Here is an 18,542-nt window from a genome sequence, read left to right as displayed (position 1 = left end):
CCGCCACTCGCGACGGGAGCATTCAAAGACGATGAGAATTCGCCAGTCGAAAGATCTTCGTCCAGCGTTGCGCGAGTGTGCGATTTGCCATCGGGACCGTCCACTGCGCCTGTGCGTTATGCGCGAGTTCGAGCACGAGCGTCCAACGCCCGTTGTCGGTCACCGGGTGTGCTGACGTCACATCGGAGAACACAAAACGCGACGCGTTCTCGCCCACGCGAATGGTGCCCATCTTGCGATCGGCGTCGAGGCGAAGTGCGCCCCACTCGCCTTCGATGCTCACGACGCGCTCGCCGTTGCGCCGCACGCCGTGCACCGCACGATATCGACGCACCGCATCGACTATCAGCCAGACGACGATCAGCACGCAAACGACAATCGTCACGACCGCCGCCGGCGTGCCAAAGCGCATCGCGACCTCGCCATAGAGCCGCACCGCGCCGTAGACGATCCCCGCCAGCACCACCAGTCCCAACAAAATAAACGGCACGACAACCTCCTGCATTCCACGCGATCGATCGCGCGATAAAAAAGCCCTGCCGGCAGCGCCGCCCGGCAGGGCTCCATTTCACCACAGGCGCATGGCACTTGCCCGCGAGGGCGCGCACCGTCACACCGTCATAACATCACAAGATCACCGTGCAGGCTGCGGTGCAGCGCCCACGTCCTTGCGCACCTTCGCGACCTGCGCGGCCGTCACGGCGGGTGCCGTGTTGCCCCAGCTCGTGCGCACGAACGTCAGCACATCGGCCACGTCCTGATCGGTCAGGCGATCGTCGAAGCCCGGCATCGCGTAATGCGTCGGCGCCGACTTCGTCCACGGCATTTCGGCACCGCGCAGCACGATGTGAATGAGCGAGGTCGGATCGGCCGAATTCACCGTCGAACTGAGCGCCAGCGTCGGGAAGGTCTGCGTGTAGCCCTTACCCGTGCTGCGGTGGCAGGCCGCGCAGTTGTCGATGAACGTCAACGCCCCGTTGCTCTTGTCAGACCCGGCACGCAGCGCCTTGGCCGCCGTCTCGTCATACGCGAGCGCCTTGGCGTTCGGGTCGACGGGTTTCAGCGTCTTCAGGTACTTCGCAATCGCCGTCAGGTCGTCGTCGCTCATGTACTGCGCACTGTGCTGCACCACGTCGGTCATGCCGCCGAAGGCTGCCGAATGGTCGTTACGGCCGCCCTTGAGGAACGCCGTGATATCCCCTTCGCTCCAGTTGCCCAGACCGTCGGTCACGTCGCCCCGCAAGTTCTTCGCGAGGAAGTTATCGACCACGCCACCCGAGAGGAAGGCAGTGCTGTCGTCGGTCAGCGCCTTCTCCTGCAACGCCACGCCACGCGGGGTGTGACATGCGCTGCAATGGCCCAGCCCTTCAACGAGATAGCGACCGCGTGAAATCGGGTCGTTATCCGTCGACGCAGCATCTGCCGCCACGGCCGGTGCAAACATCTTGCGCCAGAACGACAGCGGCCAGCGCATCGACATCGGCCACGGAATATCGGTCGCCTTGTTCGCCTGCGCCACCGGCTGCACACCCGACATGAAATACGCGTAGAGCGCCTTCACGTCCGCCGGACGCACCTTCGCGTACGACGTGTACGGCATGGCCGGATACAGCGTCGAGCCGTTCTTCGCAATGCCATGACGCACGGCTTTGTCGAAGTCCTCGAGACTGTAATTGCCGATGCCGGTGTCCTTGTCCGGCGTGATGTTGGTCGAATAGATCGTGCCGATCGGCGACGCAATCGGCAGACCGCCCGCAAACGGCTTGCCCTTGGGTGCCGTGTGACATGCCGCACAATCGCCCACGCGCGCCAGATACTCACCTTGCTTGATGAGCTGCGCCTGCGGGTCATTGGCCGCAGGTGTCTGCACCACCACCGCAACCGGGCCCGGCGTCGGAACCGGTGTTACAGCAGGTGCCGCCTCCTGCGCCCACGCATCGAGTGCCACGAGGGCGCCAAAGGTCAGCGAGCCTGCGGCCAGAACCAGAGCAGAGCGCTTGAGCATTGATTTTCGGATCATGGTCGCTCTCCTCAGGCCTGCACCAGCGGGCCGGCGTTCTTGAGGTACTGTTCGCGAATCGCCTTCGCAGACCAGTACGCCAGCGCCGCCACCACGCCCGTCGGGTTGTAGCCCATGTTCTGCGGGAACGCCGACGCCCCCATCACGAACACGTTCGACACGTCCCAGCTTTGCAGATACCGGTTGACCACGCTGTTCGACGGGTTCGTGCCCATGATGGCGCCACCGGTCGTGTGCGTGCTCTGGTAGACGCGCGTGTCGTAATGACTGCCCTTCTTGCGAATGGCGCGGAACACCTTCTCGGGGTTCATCGCACGGCCGACCTCTTCCATGCGGTCGCCCATATAGCCGAGCATGTTGTATTCGTTGTCATGCCAGTCGAACGTCATGCGCAGCAGCGGAATACCGTAGGCGTCTTTGTACGTCGGATCGAGATCGAGGAAGGCGTCCTGATACGACATGACCGAGCCCGAAATGCCGATGGTCATGTAGCGCTGATACGCATCGGCGATACCGGCCTTCCACTTGCTGCCCCACGACGGCGTGCCCGGCACGGTCGGCGTCATCTTGATCGGACGCCCGCCATAGCGGATGTGACGAATGCTCGCGCCACCGAGGAAACCGAGTGGCCCGTGGTCGAACTGGTCGCCGTTCAGGTCGTCCATCGACACCCCGCCCGCGCCCGTGCCGACAAACGGATTCAACTGCGTGCCCTTGGGCAGCAGCACGTTGACCGCGCCGTTCATCTGGTACGCGTAGTTCTTGCCGACCACGCCCTCGCCCGTCTTCGGGTCGTACGGCTTGCCGATACCCGAGAGCAGCAGCAGCCGCACGTTGTGCATCTGATACGCGGCCATGATCACGATGTCGGCCGGCTGCTCCACCTCGCGGCCCTGCGCGTCGATGTAGGTCACGCCCGTGGCCTTCTTGCCGTCGCTGTCGAGATTGACCTTGGTGACGTACGAATGCGTGCGCAATTCGAAGTTCGGCTTCTTGAGCAGCACCGGCAGAATGGTCGTCTGCGGCGAGGCCTTCGAATACATGTAGCAGCCGTAGTTCTCGCAAAATCCGCAGAAGTTGCACGGGCCCAGACGCACGCCGTACGGGTTGGTGTAAGGCTCCGACGTATTGGCCGCAGGCGCCGGATACGGGTTGAAACCGACCTCTTTCGCCGCCTTTTCAAATAGCGTGGCGCCGTAAGTATTTTGCAGCGGCGGCGTCGGAAACTCGCTCGAGCGCGCCCCTTCGCGCGGGTTGCCGCCCGGCACGATCTTGCCGTTCAGATTGCCCGCCTTGCCCGACGTGCCGAACACCTTCTCGGCGAAGTCGAAATGCGGCTCCAGTTCTTCGTAGCTCACGCCGAAGTCCTGAATCGTCATGCCTTCGGGGATGAACTTCTTGCCGTAGCGCTCTTCGTAGTGACTGCGCAGCTTCAGCTCTTCGGGCAGCACGCGGTAGTGCATGCCGTTCCAGTGAAAGCCCGCCCCGCCCACGCCATTGCCCAGCAGGAACGAGCCGTTCTGGCGATACGGCACGGCCAGATCGTCCGGCGCGTGACGAATCGTCACGGTCTCGCGCGCCAGCTCCTGAAAGAGCTTGCCGCGCACCGAGTATTCGAGTTCGTCGATGACCTTGGGGTACTGCGCGTCGGTCGGCGTGTCGCGCATCGCGCCGCGCTCCAGCGCGACGACGTTCAGACCGGCATCGGTGAGTTCCTGACCGAGAATCGCCCCGGTCCAGCCGAAGCCCACGATGACGGCGTCGACTTTATCTTTCTTGATCGCCATGACTTAACCCCGCTTTCCGGAAATCGACACAGGCCCGTACGGGTACTTGACGTTCGGTTGGTCGACCCAGTCCATGAAGTCGGCACGTGCCCCGGGAAAGCCCACGAGCTTCCAGCCCACCATGTCTTTGTTGCCGCCGTGAATCGGGTCGGCGAGAAAGCCTTCCTTGGTGTTGGCCAGCAGGTAAGAGAAGAAGGTGCGTGCGGGCACGCTATCGAACTCGACCTTGGCGTGCTCCATGTCGCCCAACACCGTCTCTTGGGTGGCGTGATCCAGATCGGCAAACGCCTTGTTGTACTGCTTCTTGCAGTACGCGTCGCACGCCGCGATGCCGTGGCGATAGATATCGCGCGGCGCCAGACTCAACTGGTAACCCAGCTCGGGCGGTTGATCGGTATGGAACGGCCCCTGCATATACCAGAGCTTGCCGTGACCGAACGGCGTTTCCATCTGGCCGTCGATGAACCGGGGGACATCGGCTTGCAGCGCACCCGGACCGAGTTCGTCGGCGGGAATCAGACGGTCGACCGCAGCACTGACAAAGCGCCACTCGTCGGCGGTGAAGTACTTGGGCTCGTAGGGGGTGTTCGAAGCGGCGGGCGTAGCAGGTTTGTCGCTGCTACAGGCGGACTGTGTGAGCGTCGCACCGGTGACAAGCGTCGTGGCAGGCACGATCGCCAGCACCTGACGCAAGAAGCGCCGGCGCGGTTCCTTGTCCTGTGACATGGAATTCTCCGTTTTTGTGGGGACGAATCACGCATGACAGTCAAGCGATAGCTCGCCATGCGTGAGGAAAACCTGACAGGCTATTCACCTCGCGTAGCGCATATGACGCGGGTCATTCTACCCACAAGCTACGTACATGGCAAAGCAAGAGACTATTGCGCAAATCGCGCAACATATTGATTGGAAAGGCTTGCAAATAATTAAAATATTTACTATTACGCACGCGCGATCTGTTTCGGAACACAAAACATGCGGCATGTCGGCGCGACCCCGCGTCATGAAAATGAGAACGCGCGCCGGTGAAGGCGCGCGTTCTTTTGTGTGACAGGACGTCGGGCCCGCCCTCGCTCAAGAGCGGTCCCAAGCGGACATGACGACACGGCGATGGATGACATCGCCGCGCGCTCCGGACGCGGTAGCTGCCGACGCGCTGGCAAAGTCATCGGGAAATGCAGGCAGGCGAGCGCCGGCTGGGCGACTGAGGGTGTCGAGCGTCTGCAAATGCCCGTTGACCGTTTGCAACCGGTCTCCTAGCAGAGCGAGACGATCTTCGAGAAATCCGGCGCCGCGTGGCCGTTCAACCTGATGGGCATCGCGCGACGGGCTCGACGCATTGGAGTGCGCACTGGGGCGCGTGTGTCGCAAATGCCTCAACGTGACCGGCGTCTCGGCCGGCAGTCCGACCAGTACGGCAAGTTGCTCCGCCTGAACGCGCGCGACCTTCTGCTTGACGGAAAACAAGGAGTGACTCGCGGCGGGTTTCAGAAAATAATCTCGGCCCTCCCTGACGATGCGCAACGGCGTTTCCGTGCCGCACAACGCCGGCGGAAACTGCGTCGAGGCCTGCACGCCCGTCAGCGCTTTCATCTGCGTGGTAATTTCGGCCGCCGCGTCGGACAGTGCCTGCCGGGTATGCCAGACCATTTCCCCAACGAGACGCAGCGATGCCTTGAGGTGGCGATCCGCACCGCCGCCAGACGACACCGGCATGGCTGTCTGCAACCGGGCACATAGCGTCACGAGGGCGTCCATTTGACGGTCGAGTCCATCGACGCCCACCGACACGGGATTGACCCTCACCTTTGTGAACGTGCCGGACGCAGCGGCCGACCGGCCTTGCGGCACTCGTATCCAACCGGTGCTGTCGTGCGCATGGTCTTGCATGGCGAGCGCCCACTTGCCGATAGCGGACGTCGATTGCGGCGTTTCCAACCCCCATTTCGCGGCATGCCCCGATGACGGGGGAAGCGGCAATTTGTGCAGCCGCAACGCGTCGGCAAAACGGAGGTGGCGCGCCGTGCGGGCCGACATATCCGTCGACGCCACTACCCCTCCTAGCGCTTTGCGATAGACCGCGGCCCCGGCCCCGCCGCTTTCCGTGTTCAACGACGGCCGCGAAGCGTTGGACGCGTATTTCGGACGTTCCGTCGACGTTGCACTTGCCGAACGGAAGTTCTCCGAGAACACTGCCCTGCCCATCGCGCGGCGATCGCTACCTCCCGGTACACGCCCCAGCGGCTCACTCGCCGGCAGAACGGGCCCCGGCATGCCCCTCACACTATTCGTCATATCGCTCAACTCCACGCGGGCAAACCGACGGGCTTGCCACCTCGCGCAAGGCTATGTCGATTGTGAGGGAGCGATTTTGGAAAACGGGGCGTCAGTTGCGCAGACGCCCCGCAAGGGGGCATTGCCCAAGCGCCATGCAGAACAAGCAGGACGACGCCGGGCAACATCACGCGCACGCCCCCCCCACGGATCACAAGCGCGTAGACGGCCAGAGTTTGGAAAACTCGTCATCGGGCAGCTTCGATTCGCACTCCGTGAAGGCGTCCCACATCGTGCGGGCGGGATCGATCGCCTCGGCAGCACGCAACATGATCTCGTCGACTTCAGCCATCGAGACGTCTTTTGTCATCGCCGCTTCGGCATCGAAATACAAGTCGAGCCACATCCGGTCCCGCCCACATTGGAAGAGCTGATCGTTCGCGTCGCAGCGCAGAAAGTATTTATCCAACCAGGCGTGCAACGCCAACAGTCGGCTCAGCATTTCATAAACCACCTCATCGCTCGCCCGGTAGTGCTTGTCGATCATGGTGGCGAACGGACCATAAGGGGCTCTGTCGCTGGCCAGCGCATTGGCCTCGGCTGCCGTGTGCGCAACGCCTTGCACCCGGTCTCTGGTCTCCCGTTCAGTGCTATCTCCCTCCGGAAAGCGTTTGAGTGCCTGCGCATGCGCCCGCGCGTGGGCGCCCCCGGTTTTCCAGTCGCCCGACAGGAGATCACAGAGATATCTGACCGATGATTTATCCCGTCTGAGCGGTTGCCGCGCGGTTGGCGCGACGGCCGGCGACTCGTCGTCCGATGGCGGCAGCGATCTGGGCGGCGGCGGCGGGGGTGGGGACTTGGGCCGCGATACGCGGGATAGGCGCGATGACTGGGGTTGCCGCGAGGCCGGATCCGCTTCGGGTGCGCCCATTTTAGGCAAGCCCGACATCGCGATCGTCTGCCGGCGTGCCGCCCGAGACGCCGCCGAGCGCTGTGCCGCCGGCTTGCGTGTGCGAGCACCGCCGGCCACCGGCGTCGAACCCTCGCGATGACGGGCGGCACCGCTTTGCCGATGCGGGCCGGCCTCGGCCTCGGCCTCAGGTTCGTCGTCTGCCCGATGCACCGTCACGATGTCCTCGCGTAGCGCCACGGGCGCAGGAGCCTCGATCACGTTGTCCTCCACCATGGCGTCGTCCGGTACCAGATTGGGACTGCTGTCGACACCTCCGCCGGCGCGCATTTTCTCGATCCCCTCGAGCACGGCTTCGCTCTCCTCGCGCCAGCCGACCAGCGCCGCCTCGCGTGCCTGCAACCATTGCGGGCCGTCGCCATTCCCGCCGCAGAAGCCGCGCGAACGCAGCACATCGAGCGTCACCGGCGTCGATGCGGGCAGACCCAGCAACAACGCAAGACTGGCGGTCTCCGTGCGTGCGCGCTTTTGTTTATCCGAAAAAACGGAATGCGTTGCCGCCGGCTTGAGTACAAAGTTGTCGCCTCGCCGGGCCAATCGCAGGGGGACACTCTCCCCCCCGCTCGTACGCTCCGGCTGTGCCGCGGCGGTCAGTTCGTTGAGCGTCCTCACCTCGGTGAGTTCGCGATTCAGTAATGCCAGTTGGCTGCGCAACGAGACCGTCGTCATATCGAGCGCCGAATCGCGCAAGTCGGCCAGATGATTTCGCATGCGCGCGAAATAAGGCGCGTCGACACCCCCCTCCTGCTCGCTGTCGAGTTCGCCCACACCCGCCACAAAAACGGACAGCCGACGTATCGCGTCCAACTGCGCGATATGCGCCGTGACGGGGAATTCGCGTGCATGGCGCTTCGTCGCCCAAGTGCCGGCGCGCACGTCCAACAGCGTCACGTAGCGCCCGCCCTCGAACGCGAGGACCGACGTCTCGCGGCCGGTGAACGCCTCGCGCCATTCACCCAATTGGTCGCGAATCATCACCGGCACATCGTCATCGGCCTTCAGGCCCATCGCTTTGACTTGCCGGCCGGCGTTCTGATTGGCCCACTCACGGAACGGCACGCAGACGTCGCCGTCCGGCATTCGGTAAGCGCGGGACGGATACGTCGACCACGCCTTGCGATGCGGCGCCACCAGTTGCACAACGCCACTCAGGTCGTTGTTCAGCGTGCGAGCGCCGTCGTCGCGCATCGCGAGGCTCGAGATCAGAGGGGGTGAGTCGCGCCGTGCGCCGACACCGGGGGTTTGCTCAATCATGCGATTCAGTCTCCTTGTCATCCGACCGAAGGGTCGTCTTGGCAAGGGAGACTAAATGTCTTCTCAAGTGCGGGATATCGTCCCCGAGCGCGGATTTTTGTGTTTCGACTTAACCCGCTAACCCACTAACCCGCGGCTTTGCACGGCGAAGATGGCGGCGCAGGCATGCGCCGCGCAGGGTGTGCGCTCAGAATCGCGCGAGCAATTGCCCCAGCAAGGCAGCGCCTTCCTTGCCTTTGGCGGAGTCGGCCCACAAGCGGTCGATCATCGCGCGATACATGCCCACGCCATCGGGTGACGTGGTGATGGTGGCGATGCCGGTACGCAAGTTCGGCAGCTCGCCCAGACGGAACGGCGACACTGCGACATACGCTTCACCTTCCGCCTCGAATATCTGGAATGACTCGTTGGGCATGTTGTCGCTCACGATGCCGATCTGCACGCCCGACGTATCCGCCTCGAGAAACTCGATAATGCGCGTCACTTCGCGGCGCGCCGCCATCTTGCGTTCAAGCTGCACGCCCGGCGGCAGCCCGAGCCGCCCGACAAGTCCGTGATGCAGAAACTGCTCGATCTGGCGCAGCCCGATCAGGCTGGTGACGGCCAGACGATGGCGCGAAAAACTCGCCTTGCGCTCTTGCAGAATGCCGAGCACACGATCGATCGTCGTTGCCCAATGCTTATCGGAGAGTCGCGGGGGAATGCTCTCTTCGAGCATGTGACGCAGCCATACGTCGTAATCGCTCGACGTCAGCAGAAACGAGATCGGGTCGAAATGCGCGACGATGCGCTCCGAACGGCTTTCCAGTTGGCGCATGCGCTCGAAGTAGCTCACCGCCGAATCGTGATACTCGACCTCGACGCCCAGCAGGTTCGCCAGCGACACGCCCAACAACGCCGCGAGCCGCTCCAGCGTATCGATCTTCACGATCTCGCCGCGTTCGAGCTTATAGATGGCCGCGCGCGAAATATCGAGCCGTTCGGCAACGTCTTCGCTGCGCAGTTCGGCCGCGAGCCGGTAGGCACGCAAGCGCTCGCCAATGGCCCGGAAGTTGAAACGCGCGCCTCTCGGCGCCCGGGATGTCGTCGCGGTTCGGTTCAAATCTCCCCCTGTTGGAATGCCTCGGAATGCCGCGCCGCTTCAGGGCGCTCTCACTGATGAATCAAGGACGCACAACGTCGTCGCGCGCCCTCGCAACATCGTGCCGGGATTATACCGACGCACTCTGCGCAGGTGACGACGTCGCGCCCCGCACCGCCATCTCATCGGCATTACCACGCCGTTGCTCCCCCGCTACGCCACCGTGACGCCACTGCCACGCCATTATTTTTCCGATTGTCTATTTTTTTAGACATCGGCACGATGCCGTGCAGGTCTGCCCCACACCACGGGAATGGCCGGTAGGGATCGACGTCCAGCGCAATTTTGGGGATGACCGGGCGAGCCGGCAGTGATAGCCTGCGCGCCGTCCAGAAATTTGTACACATAACAGAGGGAATGATGAAAACCTGGCACAAGGTGGCAAAGGTAGCGAAGGTGGCTGGCGCCGCCGCATTGGGCGCGGCCGCACTCGCGACGTCTGCCCATGCGCAATCGAGTGTGAGCTTCTACGGTCTGGCCGACGCCTACGTCGGCTCGGTGAAGAACCCCGGCGGCCAAGCGGCAGCCGTGCAGCAAGGCGGCGGCATGACCACGTCGTACTGGGGCATGGCCGGCACCGAAGATCTGGGCGGCGGCAACAGCGCCCTGTTCGTGCTCGAGAGCTACTTCCAGCCGAACAACGGCACCTACGGCCGCTTCTCCGGCGACAGCTTCTTCTCGCGCAACGCCTACGTCGGCCTGTCGAACACCACCGCCGGCACGTTGCGGCTCGGGCGCATCACCACGCCGCTGTATCTGGCGACGATCCAGTTCAACCCGTTCAACAACTCGTACACGTTCTCGCCGATGATCTTCCACACCTACAAGGGTCTGGGGACGCAAGGCGTCGTGGGCGACTCGGCGTGGAACAACGCCATTGCGTACACGTCGCCGGGCTACGCCGGGCTGGCGGGCACGCTCATCTACGCGACCGGCAACAGCCCGACGGACCACAGCGCCAAGAAGTGGGGCGCTGCCCTCACCTATGGCAACGGCCCGTTCGGCGTGGCCGTGAATTATCAGTACGTGAACTTCAGCAACGCCCCGGGTGACTTCGGTACCCAACTGCCGGGCGTGACGGGGCTGACGAACCAGAACACCGCGCAGCTCGGTCTCTCGTACGACTTCACCGTCGTGAAGCTGTTTGCGCAATACATGCTGGTCGCCAGTCAGGCCGCCAGCGGCAACTTCCACAGCAACACGGGGCAGCTGGGCGCCTCGGTGCCGCTGGGCCGCGGCAGCGTGCTCGCCTCGGTCGCCTACACCGGCTCGAACGGCTCGGGCGACAACCAGCGCCGCACCACGTGGGCACTCGGCTACGACTACCCGCTGTCCAAGCGCACCGATATTTACGCCGCCTACAAGTACGACCATATGAGCGACTTGTCGACCGGCCAGACCTACGGTGCCGGCCTGCGGATGAAGTTCTGAGCCTTGCCGGGGGCGCCTCGCGCGCCCTCTTCTGCGACGGTGCACGTCATGTTTAGCGCCGTCGCGGCGTCTTTCGCATCAGGGTTTCACCCAATAATTTTCGTCTTGCCTGACCCTTTAGGTTCGTTTAGTCTAAATATTTAGACAAATGGAGCACGTGATGGATTTGAAGCTCGCTTGTGCTTGGTTGCAGCGCGACACCGTCGGCCTGTCCGACATCGAAGACTTTGCCGCACGCTGCCTGAATGCCTCCCGCGCCGCCACCCGTGAATCGGCCGCGTTGCTGTTGCTCGCTCAGGCAGCGCAGGCATTTACGGAACGGCAGTCCGGCATTGCCACGAACGGCGAAACCTTTCATGCGTTTCTCGCCCACAGCAAGGCCTATGCGACGAAGCTGCGCGATGCGGCCGAAGCGTCGGACGCCAGCTTTCTCGCCACGCTCAACGATTTTGCCGCACAGTTCACCCGCGACGTTTATGCGTGAGTCTGCGGGTCAGCGCACTGTCCGACAATTTTTTTAGCCTATCCGTCTAAATATTTAGACAATTTGACGATCACTGCGGCGGCACAGCTTCGGGACTCGTCCATTCGTTCATTCGATCACTCGCTGCCCCACAGGACACGACCATGGAAGTCAACCTGAACACCCCGGGTTCGCAACGCGCCGCTGCGGCGCCGTCCGACACCGTGACGCCCTACGCATGGAAAGCGCTCGCCGGGTCCGCCATCGGTTATGCGATGGACGGATTCGACCTGCTGATTCTCGGCTTCATGCTGCCAGCGATCACGGCCGGTCTGTCGCTCACACCCGGGCAGGCAGGTGCGCTGGTCACATGGACACTCATCGGCGCGGTCGCCGGCGGCATCCTGTTCGGCGCCCTCTCCGATCGCTACGGGCGCGTGCGCATGTTGACGTGGACGATCCTGCTCTTTGCCGTCTTCACCGGACTGTGCGCATTTGCTCAGGGCTTCTGGGACTTGCTGGCCTATCGCACCATTGCCGGCATCGGCCTTGGCGGCGAGTTCGGCATCGGCATGGCACTTGCCGCCGAAGCATGGCCGGCCGCCAAACGCGCCCGCGTGTCGTCGTATGTGGCACTCGGCTGGCAGACCGGCGTGCTCGCTGCCGCCCTGCTCACGCCGATGCTGCTGATCCACATCGGCTGGCGCGGCATGTTCCTCGTCGGCGTGCTGCCGGCGCTCGTTGCTTGGGTGCTTCGCAACAAGCTGCATGAGCCGGAAGTGTTCGTGCGCCGCACCGGCAATGCCGGGGCCAACCGTTCGAATGCGTTCCGTCTGCTCGTGAAAGACGCGCAAACCACGCGTGTCAGTCTGGGCATCGTGATCCTGTGCTCGGTCCAGAACTTCGGCTACTACGGGATCATGATCTGGCTGCCGACGTTCCTCTCGCAGAAGCTCGGTTTTTCGCTGACCAAATCGGGGTTGTGGACCGCCGCCACGGTCGTCGGAATGATGTTCGGCGTGTGGGCATTTGGCCAGCTCGCCGACCGCATCGGACGCCGCCCCACGTTCCTGCTCTATCAGGCAGGCGCTGTCGTCATGGTGCTCGTCTACGCGCAACTGACCGATCCGACCGTCATGCTGTTTGCCGGCGCGCTCATGGGCATGTTCGTGAACGGCATGGTCGGCGGCTACGGCACGCTCATGTCCGAGGCCTATCCCACCGCCGCACGCGCCACCGCACAAAACGTCTTGTGGAACATCGGCCGCGCTATCGGCGGCCTGGGGCCTCTCGTCGTCGGCGCACTCGCCGTGCGCTACTCCTTCCAGATCGCCATCGCATTGCTCGCGAGCCTCTACGTGCTCGACATGATCGCCACGCGCTTTCTGATTCCCGAACTCAAGGGCACCGAACTCGAATGATTCAAGACGCACCCTGCCACTCGCCTACGGTCGCGACGCATCGCTGCCGCGTGGTGACCCATCGCGCTGTGAATGCCCGCTATCGCTATCTGCGTCTGCACGCCGACGCGCCGCTTGCCGACACCACGCGCCCCGGCCAGTTCTATCAACTCAAGTGCCCGGTGACCGATCAGGAAGCGCCGTTTTTGCTGCGCCCGATGAGCGTCTACGGCACCGGCCCCGAGCCCGGCACGATCGAGTTTCTCTACAACGTCACCGGCGTGGGCACACGTGCGCTCGCCTCGCTGGCGGAAGGCGCATCGCTCGATATCGTCGGCCCGCTCGGCAATACCTTCACGCTCGACACGCGCTGGCAGCGTGTGATGGTGGTGGCGCGCGGCGTCGGGCTGGCCACGATGGCACCGCTCGTGCAGCGCGCTGCCGCAGCGGGCATTCGACTCACTGTGGTGATGTCGGCACGCAGCGAGGCCGACCTGATGCGCGACGAGTTCCTGCGCAGCGACATGGCCCGTGAGCTGGCCGACGTGCATTGCGTGTTCGATAGCGACGGCTCGTCGTCCGTCGAGGCGGTAGAAGCGCGCGTGTGCGCCCTGCTGAGCGCCGCCCCGCACGACGCCGTCTACACCTGCGGCTCGCACCGGCTGCTGATGCTCTTGCAACGTGTGGTCGCCGGGCACCCGCAGATCGTTGCAGAAGTGGCGATGGAACAGCGCATGGCGTGCGGCATGGGCGTTTGCCTGTCGTGCGTGCGCCTGTTCGATTGCGACGGCGATAAGCAATTCCTGCGCGTGTGCCGTGAAGGCCCCGTGTTTCCGATTCGCGATGTGATTGGGGAGGTGGATTTTGGCTGATCTCCAAATGACGACGCGGCGCGCGTCCGACGACGACCAACGCACGCTTGCCGAGCTGGATCTGAGCGTTCGCATCGGCGCACTCACGCTTCGCAATCCAGTGATGCCGGCGTCGGGTTGCTTCGCCATCGAGTACCGTGAAGCACTCGATCTCAATCGACTCGGCGCGCTGGTCATCAAGAGCGTGTCGCCCGCCACCCGCGCGGGGAACCCGACGCCGCGCGTGGCCGAGACACCCGCCGGCATGCTCAACTCCATCGGCATTCCGAGCAAGGGGCTCGACGCCTATCTGCGCGACGTACTGCCGCCGTACACGCAATTCGACACGCCCGTCGTGGTGTCGGTCTCGGCCGATACCGCCGAGTCGTTCGCCGAAGCCTGCGAGCGGTTGTCGTTGCCCGAAGTCGCCGCTATCGAAGCCAATATCTCGTGCCCCAATCTCGAGGCGGACGGCATGGCGTTCGCCATGCTGCCCGAGACGACTTACAAGGCGGTGAGCGCTATCCGGCGGCGCACGAAACATCCGCTGTGGGTCAAGCTCACGCCGAATGCCGGGCAGATTGCGCAGATCGCACGGGCGGCGGAAGACGCCGGGGCCGATGCCATCGTCATGGGGAACACCGTGCTCGGCATGGCCATCGACGTGCACACGCGCCGCCCCAAACTCGGCAACGTCATGGGCGGCCTGTCGGGCCCGGCGATCAAACCGCTCGCCGTGCGGCTCGTCCATCAATGCCATCGCGCCGTGCGTATTCCGATCATCGGCTGCGGCGGCATCGAGACGGCAGATGACGCCGTCGAATTCATGCTCGCGGGCGCCACGGCCGTGCAAGTGGGCACGGCATCGTTTCGCGATCCGGCCGCGATGGGCCATATCGTCGACGGCCTCACCGCGTATTGCGCGCGGCACCAGATCGACAAACTGGCAGCACTCACGGGGGCCGTCGCCCTCGACGCCCAGCTCACCGATCGCTGGCTGCGTTTTGCCCAGCAGTCCGGGTGACAGGGGACCCCTGACGCACGCCTTCGCGATGTGTTGCGAAGCGTGCGTTGCGCCCCTTCCCCATTGATTTCGTCATTGCAGAAAACACGCTCATGAGTCTTACCGCGCTGGCCTCGCTGGCCGATCAACTTTTTACCGACCTGCGCCGTCTCGGCGACGACGGTGTCGGCGTCTCCCGCGACAGCTACGGCGCGGGCGAGAACGCTGCGGCGTCGTATCTGACCGAATGGGCCGGTCATCAGGGGCTGACGGTCACGCGCGATCGCGCGGCCAACCTGATCTTCTCCCTGCCGGGCGATGCCGGGGAACGCGACAAGCTGCCCGCCACATGGATCGGCTCGCACCTCGATTCCGTACCTCAGGGCGGCAACTACGACGGCATGGCCGGCATCATTGCGGGCCTGCTGTGTCTCGTCGAACAACAACGTAGCGGCCGCCCGACGGCGACGCCGGTGCGCGTGCTCGCATTACGCGGCGAAGAAAGCGCATGGTTCGGGAAGGCTTACATGGGGTCCGGTGCGCTGTTCGGCAAATTGAGCGACGCCGATCTCGCGATGCCCCATCGCACGCATGGACGCTCGCTCGGCGAGTGCATGGCCGAGGCCGGCGCAGACGTCGATGCGATTCGCGAAGGGGCAATGCTCTTCGATGCGTCGCGGGCCAAAGCGTGGCTGGAACTGCATATCGAACAAGGCCCGGTGATGATTGCCCGCGACATGCCGGTGGCCATCGTGCCCGGCATTCGCGGCAACGTGCGCCACAACCGTGTGTCGTGCGTGGGAGAAGCCGGTCACTCGGGCGCGGTGCCGCGCTGGCTGCGGCACGATGCGATGTTTGCCGTCGCAGACCTCATCACCCGGCTCGATGAACATTGGCGTGCCCTGCTGGAACGCGGTATCGATCTCGTGGTGACGACAGGCATCGTCGGCACCGATCCGGCGGAACATGCGATCTCGCGCATTCCGGGGCGCGTGGACTTCAGCCTCGAAGTGCGCAGTCAAAGCGCCGATACGCTCGACGTGTTCTATGAGTTGATGCGCACCGAATGCCGCGCCATCGAACGCGATCGCGGCGTGCAGTTCGTGTTCGACCGGCGGCTGGCATCCGCGCCGGCGATCATGGATGCGCAGGTGTCGTCGCTGCTCACCGAAGCGTGCCGTGCGCTCGATCTGCCGCAAGAGCGCGTGCCGAGCGGCGCCGGTCACGACGCCGCGATCTTCGCCAATGCAGGTATTCCAAGCGGGATGGTGTTCGTGCGCAACGCGAACGGTTCGCACAATCCGCATGAAGCCATGGATATCGATGACTTCATGCGGGGGGTACAAGTGCTCGAGGCGACAACGCATCGCCTCTGAGCGATACGATCGCGCGCGTGGGTTACGGCGCCAGCGCAATCACTTCGGCAACGGCGGCGGTCAGCTTCTTCGCGTAGGGCACGTGAAGGAATTCGTTCGGACCGTGGGCATTCGACTTCGGTCCGAGCACGCCGCACACCATGAACTGTGCGCTCGGGAAGCCCGCTTGCAACGTGTTCATCAGCGGAATCGTACCGCCCTGCCCGATAAACGCCACGTCCTCGCCATAGTGACGTTGCGACGCCGTGTTCAATGCGGACGACAGCCACGGCGCCACTTCCGGCGCATCCCAGCCGGAGGCCGCACCGGCATCGGACTTGAACGTCACCTTCGCGTTGTACGGCGGATCGAATTCGAGCAACGCCTTGAGTTCGGCCACCGCCTGCGCGGCATCGATCAGCGGCGGCAGGCGCAGCGACAGCTTGAATGCCGTGCGCGGGCGCAGCACGTTACCCGCGTCGGCCAGTGCCGGCAGACCGGCCGCCCCGGTCACCGACAACGAGGGGCGCCACGTCGAATTCAACAACGCCTCCTTCGGATCGGTCGTCGTCGGCAGCACCGACAGGCCGTCCTGACCGCAGGCCCACGGCATCTTCTTCCAGACGTCATCGCCGAGAATGGCGGCGGTGGCTTCGGCCTCTTTCAGCCGTTGCAGCGGGATCGGGCTGTGAAAGCCCTTGGGCAAAACGTTGCCGGTGCCCGCGTCTTCGAGCCGCTCGAAAAGCTGACGCATGATGCGAAAGCTCGACGGCGCAATACCGCCGTAGCCGCCCGAGTGAATGCCTTCGTCGAGCACCTGCACTTCCAGACTGCCGGAAATCAGACCGCGCAGCGACGTGGTCAGCCACAACTGATCGTAGTTACCGGCGCCCGAATCCAGACAGACGACCAGACTCACCTTGCCCAGCCGATCGCGCAACGCGTCGACATACGGCAGCAAGTCGTAGCTGCCCGACTCTTCGCACGTCTCGATCAAGCCGACGCAGCGCGGGCGTTCCACGCCTTGCGCATCGAGCGCGGCGAGTGCCGTCACGCTGGCGTAGATCGCATAGCCGTCATCCGCACCGCCGCGGCCGTACAGCTTGCCGTCTTCGAATTTGGGCGTCCACGGGCCAAGGTCTTTGCGCCAGCCGTCGAATTCGGGCTGCTTGTCCAAGTGACCATAAAGCACGATGGTCTCGTTGCTGCCTGAGCGCGTCGCCGGTGCTTCGAAGAAGATCACCGGCGTGCGGCCTTCGAGACGAATCACTTCAAGCTTGAGGCCCTTCACGGGCTGACGCTCGGCCCATTGGGCAGCGTCGCGCACCACGCGGTCGATATAGCCGTTGCGCGCCCAGTCGGCGTCGAAGCCCGGGCTCTTGGCAGGTACGGCAATGTAATCGGTGAGGGCGTGCAGGATTTCGTCGTTCCATTTGCGTTCGACGAATTCACGCAATGCGGCCGTGTCGAGCGACGGCTGGGTCGAGGTGACGGAGTCGTTCATGGGGGTCCTCGGAGGGTGTCCTTGGCGGATCGAGTGTCTCGGGTGCGCACGTGCGCCGGTACTGTCAGCGTCGCTCGCGAACGAGCGGCATGGCGCCATGATAGCCATTCCGGACAACTGTGGCGACCGGCCGGCCGGTCAGTTGCCGGTACCCGGCGGCCCAAAGCGGAAGATGATCTCCCCGGCGGCACCGGTGGCCTTCACGCACGTGGCGAGTTGGGTGCCCTGACCTGCCACATCGAGCGAGTGCTCGGTGTCCGACGTGTTGCAACGCCAGCTAAAGGTAATCGGCCGCTGGCAGCGGTTCTTCACCTCATAGCGGTAATTGGTCACGTCGGCAGGCAGTGCGCGAACGTTGCCACAGGCTTGTCCGGCGGCGTCGAGCGGCTCGGCCGCCATCGGCATGACGGGCGGCGGCGGGGCTGGCTGGAGTGGCTGCGCATGCGCAGACGCGCCCGCCATGGCGGCGAGCAGCGCCAGCATCCCCGTAGTCAGAATGTGGTGATAACGGCGGGCAGGCATCAGATCCAGCGCCACGCGATGGCGACAGCGCCCACCGCGACGGCGACCGAAATGGCAATGCCGAACCACGCCAACTGCGCTCGCCGTGCCCGGCGGCGGCTCGATTCCGAAGTGTCGTAAAAACGACCCAATCCGCCCGAATACAACTTTTCCCAGCGAATTTCCATGGCGCACCTCACAAATCAAACAAACCGGCCCGCAATGCTTTTCTTTTCTTCTTTATCGAAAATTTAGAGACGCAAGGCAATTCGGACAAATCCTCAGAGCCAACTACCTTGAATTCCTACATCCCGATGTCGCTTCAAGATGTCACTATTCTTGGGGAATTGCAATAGCGTCGACTTACAGGATGCCGCGCCAAAACGACGCCAGCCGACGTTTATCACGATGAGTGAAAACGTGCTTCACGCGGCATTGCGATTGTTTCCAATGGATTTTTTACGATTTGGCGGGGCGTGTGCGATTCAACCCCTTCGACACTTCAAACATCTGTAACAAAACGTTTCAAAACGGCACGAACGTTCGCTTTGATAGTTTGGCGTGACAGGCGCAGCTAAGCCGCCCGCA

At 63.7% G+C, this 18,542-nt stretch carries 16 protein-coding genes; 6 read left to right on the top strand and 10 right to left on the bottom strand.

All coding sequences use genetic code 11. From position 1 onward, the window contains the following. Positions 1 to 22: 22 nt before the first annotated feature. The 7 genes from PIN31009_RS09220 to PIN31009_RS09190 all read right to left on the bottom strand — a co-directional run bounded on the left by PIN31009_RS09220 (position 23) and on the right by PIN31009_RS09190 (position 9,407). Entirely contained in the window at positions 23 to 490 is a 468-nt protein-coding gene (locus tag PIN31009_RS09220; RefSeq protein ID WP_150790023.1) for a hypothetical protein, read from the bottom strand. A 144-nt stretch (positions 491 to 634) separates the two neighbouring features. Next, positions 635 to 2,020 carry a c-type cytochrome gene (locus tag PIN31009_RS09215; protein ID WP_246185576.1) on the bottom strand — a complete coding sequence of 462 codons (1,386 nt, stop codon included), beginning with the start codon at positions 2,018 to 2,020 and terminating at the stop codon, positions 635 to 637. An 11-nt stretch (positions 2,021 to 2,031) separates the two neighbouring features. Continuing rightward, on the bottom strand, positions 2,032 to 3,807 hold the full coding sequence (locus tag PIN31009_RS09210; protein ID WP_058379497.1) for a GMC family oxidoreductase: 1,776 nt from the start codon (positions 3,805 to 3,807) through the stop codon (positions 2,032 to 2,034). Positions 3,808 to 3,810: 3 nt separating this feature from the next. Then, positions 3,811 to 4,533 (bottom strand): gluconate 2-dehydrogenase subunit 3 family protein, encoded by a 723-nt coding sequence (locus tag PIN31009_RS09205; protein ID WP_087688299.1) that lies wholly within the window; start codon positions 4,531 to 4,533, stop codon positions 3,811 to 3,813. A gap of 348 nt (positions 4,534 to 4,881) precedes the next feature. After that, positions 4,882 to 6,081, bottom strand: a complete 1,200-nt coding sequence (locus PIN31009_RS09200; protein WP_150790022.1) for a hypothetical protein — start codon at positions 6,079 to 6,081, stop codon at positions 4,882 to 4,884. A 211-nt stretch (positions 6,082 to 6,292) separates the two neighbouring features. Then, on the bottom strand, positions 6,293 to 8,131 hold the full coding sequence (locus PIN31009_RS09195; RefSeq protein WP_150790021.1) for a hypothetical protein: 1,839 nt from the start codon (positions 8,129 to 8,131) through the stop codon (positions 6,293 to 6,295). Positions 8,132 to 8,492: 361 nt separating this feature from the next. Beyond that, the gene (locus PIN31009_RS09190) at positions 8,493 to 9,407 is read right to left on the bottom strand and encodes a helix-turn-helix domain-containing protein (protein WP_150683925.1); all 915 of its coding nucleotides are present in this window, start codon (positions 9,405 to 9,407) and stop codon (positions 8,493 to 8,495) included. A 399-nt stretch (positions 9,408 to 9,806) separates the two neighbouring features. On the opposite strand from PIN31009_RS09190, the gene PIN31009_RS09185 reads away from it, so the two are divergent. The 6 genes from PIN31009_RS09185 to PIN31009_RS09160 all read left to right on the top strand — a co-directional run bounded on the left by PIN31009_RS09185 (position 9,807) and on the right by PIN31009_RS09160 (position 15,970). Further along, complete coding sequence (locus PIN31009_RS09185; protein WP_425495479.1) at positions 9,807 to 10,877, top strand: porin; 1,071 nt, start codon at positions 9,807 to 9,809, stop codon at positions 10,875 to 10,877. Positions 10,878 to 11,037: 160 nt separating this feature from the next. Then, on the top strand, positions 11,038 to 11,361 hold the full coding sequence (locus tag PIN31009_RS09180; protein WP_150683923.1) for a hypothetical protein: 324 nt from the start codon (positions 11,038 to 11,040) through the stop codon (positions 11,359 to 11,361). A gap of 143 nt (positions 11,362 to 11,504) precedes the next feature. Further along, entirely contained in the window at positions 11,505 to 12,761 is a 1,257-nt protein-coding gene (locus PIN31009_RS09175; protein ID WP_058379504.1) for an MFS transporter, read from the top strand. Then, complete coding sequence (locus PIN31009_RS09170) at positions 12,758 to 13,612, top strand: dihydroorotate dehydrogenase electron transfer subunit (protein ID WP_150790019.1); 855 nt, start codon at positions 12,758 to 12,760, stop codon at positions 13,610 to 13,612. The genes PIN31009_RS09175 and PIN31009_RS09170 overlap by 4 nt, the downstream gene beginning before the upstream one ends. A gap of 7 nt (positions 13,613 to 13,619) precedes the next feature. Continuing rightward, positions 13,620 to 14,615, top strand: a complete 996-nt coding sequence (locus PIN31009_RS09165) for a dihydroorotate dehydrogenase (RefSeq protein WP_150790280.1) — start codon at positions 13,620 to 13,622, stop codon at positions 14,613 to 14,615. A 92-nt stretch (positions 14,616 to 14,707) separates the two neighbouring features. Next, positions 14,708 to 15,970, top strand: coding sequence for a hydantoinase/carbamoylase family amidase (locus PIN31009_RS09160; RefSeq protein WP_150790018.1), 1,263 nt, complete (start codon positions 14,708 to 14,710; stop codon positions 15,968 to 15,970). Positions 15,971 to 15,992: 22 nt separating this feature from the next. Here the strand turns inward: PIN31009_RS09160 and PIN31009_RS09155 are convergent, their stop codons facing one another. The 3 genes from PIN31009_RS09155 to PIN31009_RS27875 all read right to left on the bottom strand — a co-directional run bounded on the left by PIN31009_RS09155 (position 15,993) and on the right by PIN31009_RS27875 (position 18,142). After that, the gene (locus PIN31009_RS09155; RefSeq protein WP_150683919.1) at positions 15,993 to 17,453 is read right to left on the bottom strand and encodes a M20 family metallopeptidase; all 1,461 of its coding nucleotides are present in this window, start codon (positions 17,451 to 17,453) and stop codon (positions 15,993 to 15,995) included. Positions 17,454 to 17,591: 138 nt separating this feature from the next. Beyond that, a complete protein-coding gene (locus PIN31009_RS09150; RefSeq protein WP_150790017.1) occupies positions 17,592 to 17,975 on the bottom strand; it encodes a hypothetical protein in 384 nt (127 codons plus the stop codon). Further along, positions 17,975 to 18,142: a hypothetical protein gene (locus PIN31009_RS27875; RefSeq protein ID WP_157125820.1), complete on the bottom strand. Its 168-nt coding sequence runs from the start codon at positions 18,140 to 18,142 to the stop codon at positions 17,975 to 17,977. The genes PIN31009_RS09150 and PIN31009_RS27875 overlap by 1 nt, the downstream gene beginning before the upstream one ends. Positions 18,143 to 18,542 lie beyond the last annotated feature (400 nt).

The sequence above is a fragment of the Pandoraea iniqua genome, assembly GCF_902459685.1.
Lineage (GTDB): Bacteria > Pseudomonadota > Gammaproteobacteria > Burkholderiales > Burkholderiaceae > Pandoraea > Pandoraea iniqua.
The sequence above is the reverse complement of the archived record's forward strand: the minus strand, read 5'-3'. Positions and strand labels throughout refer to the sequence as shown.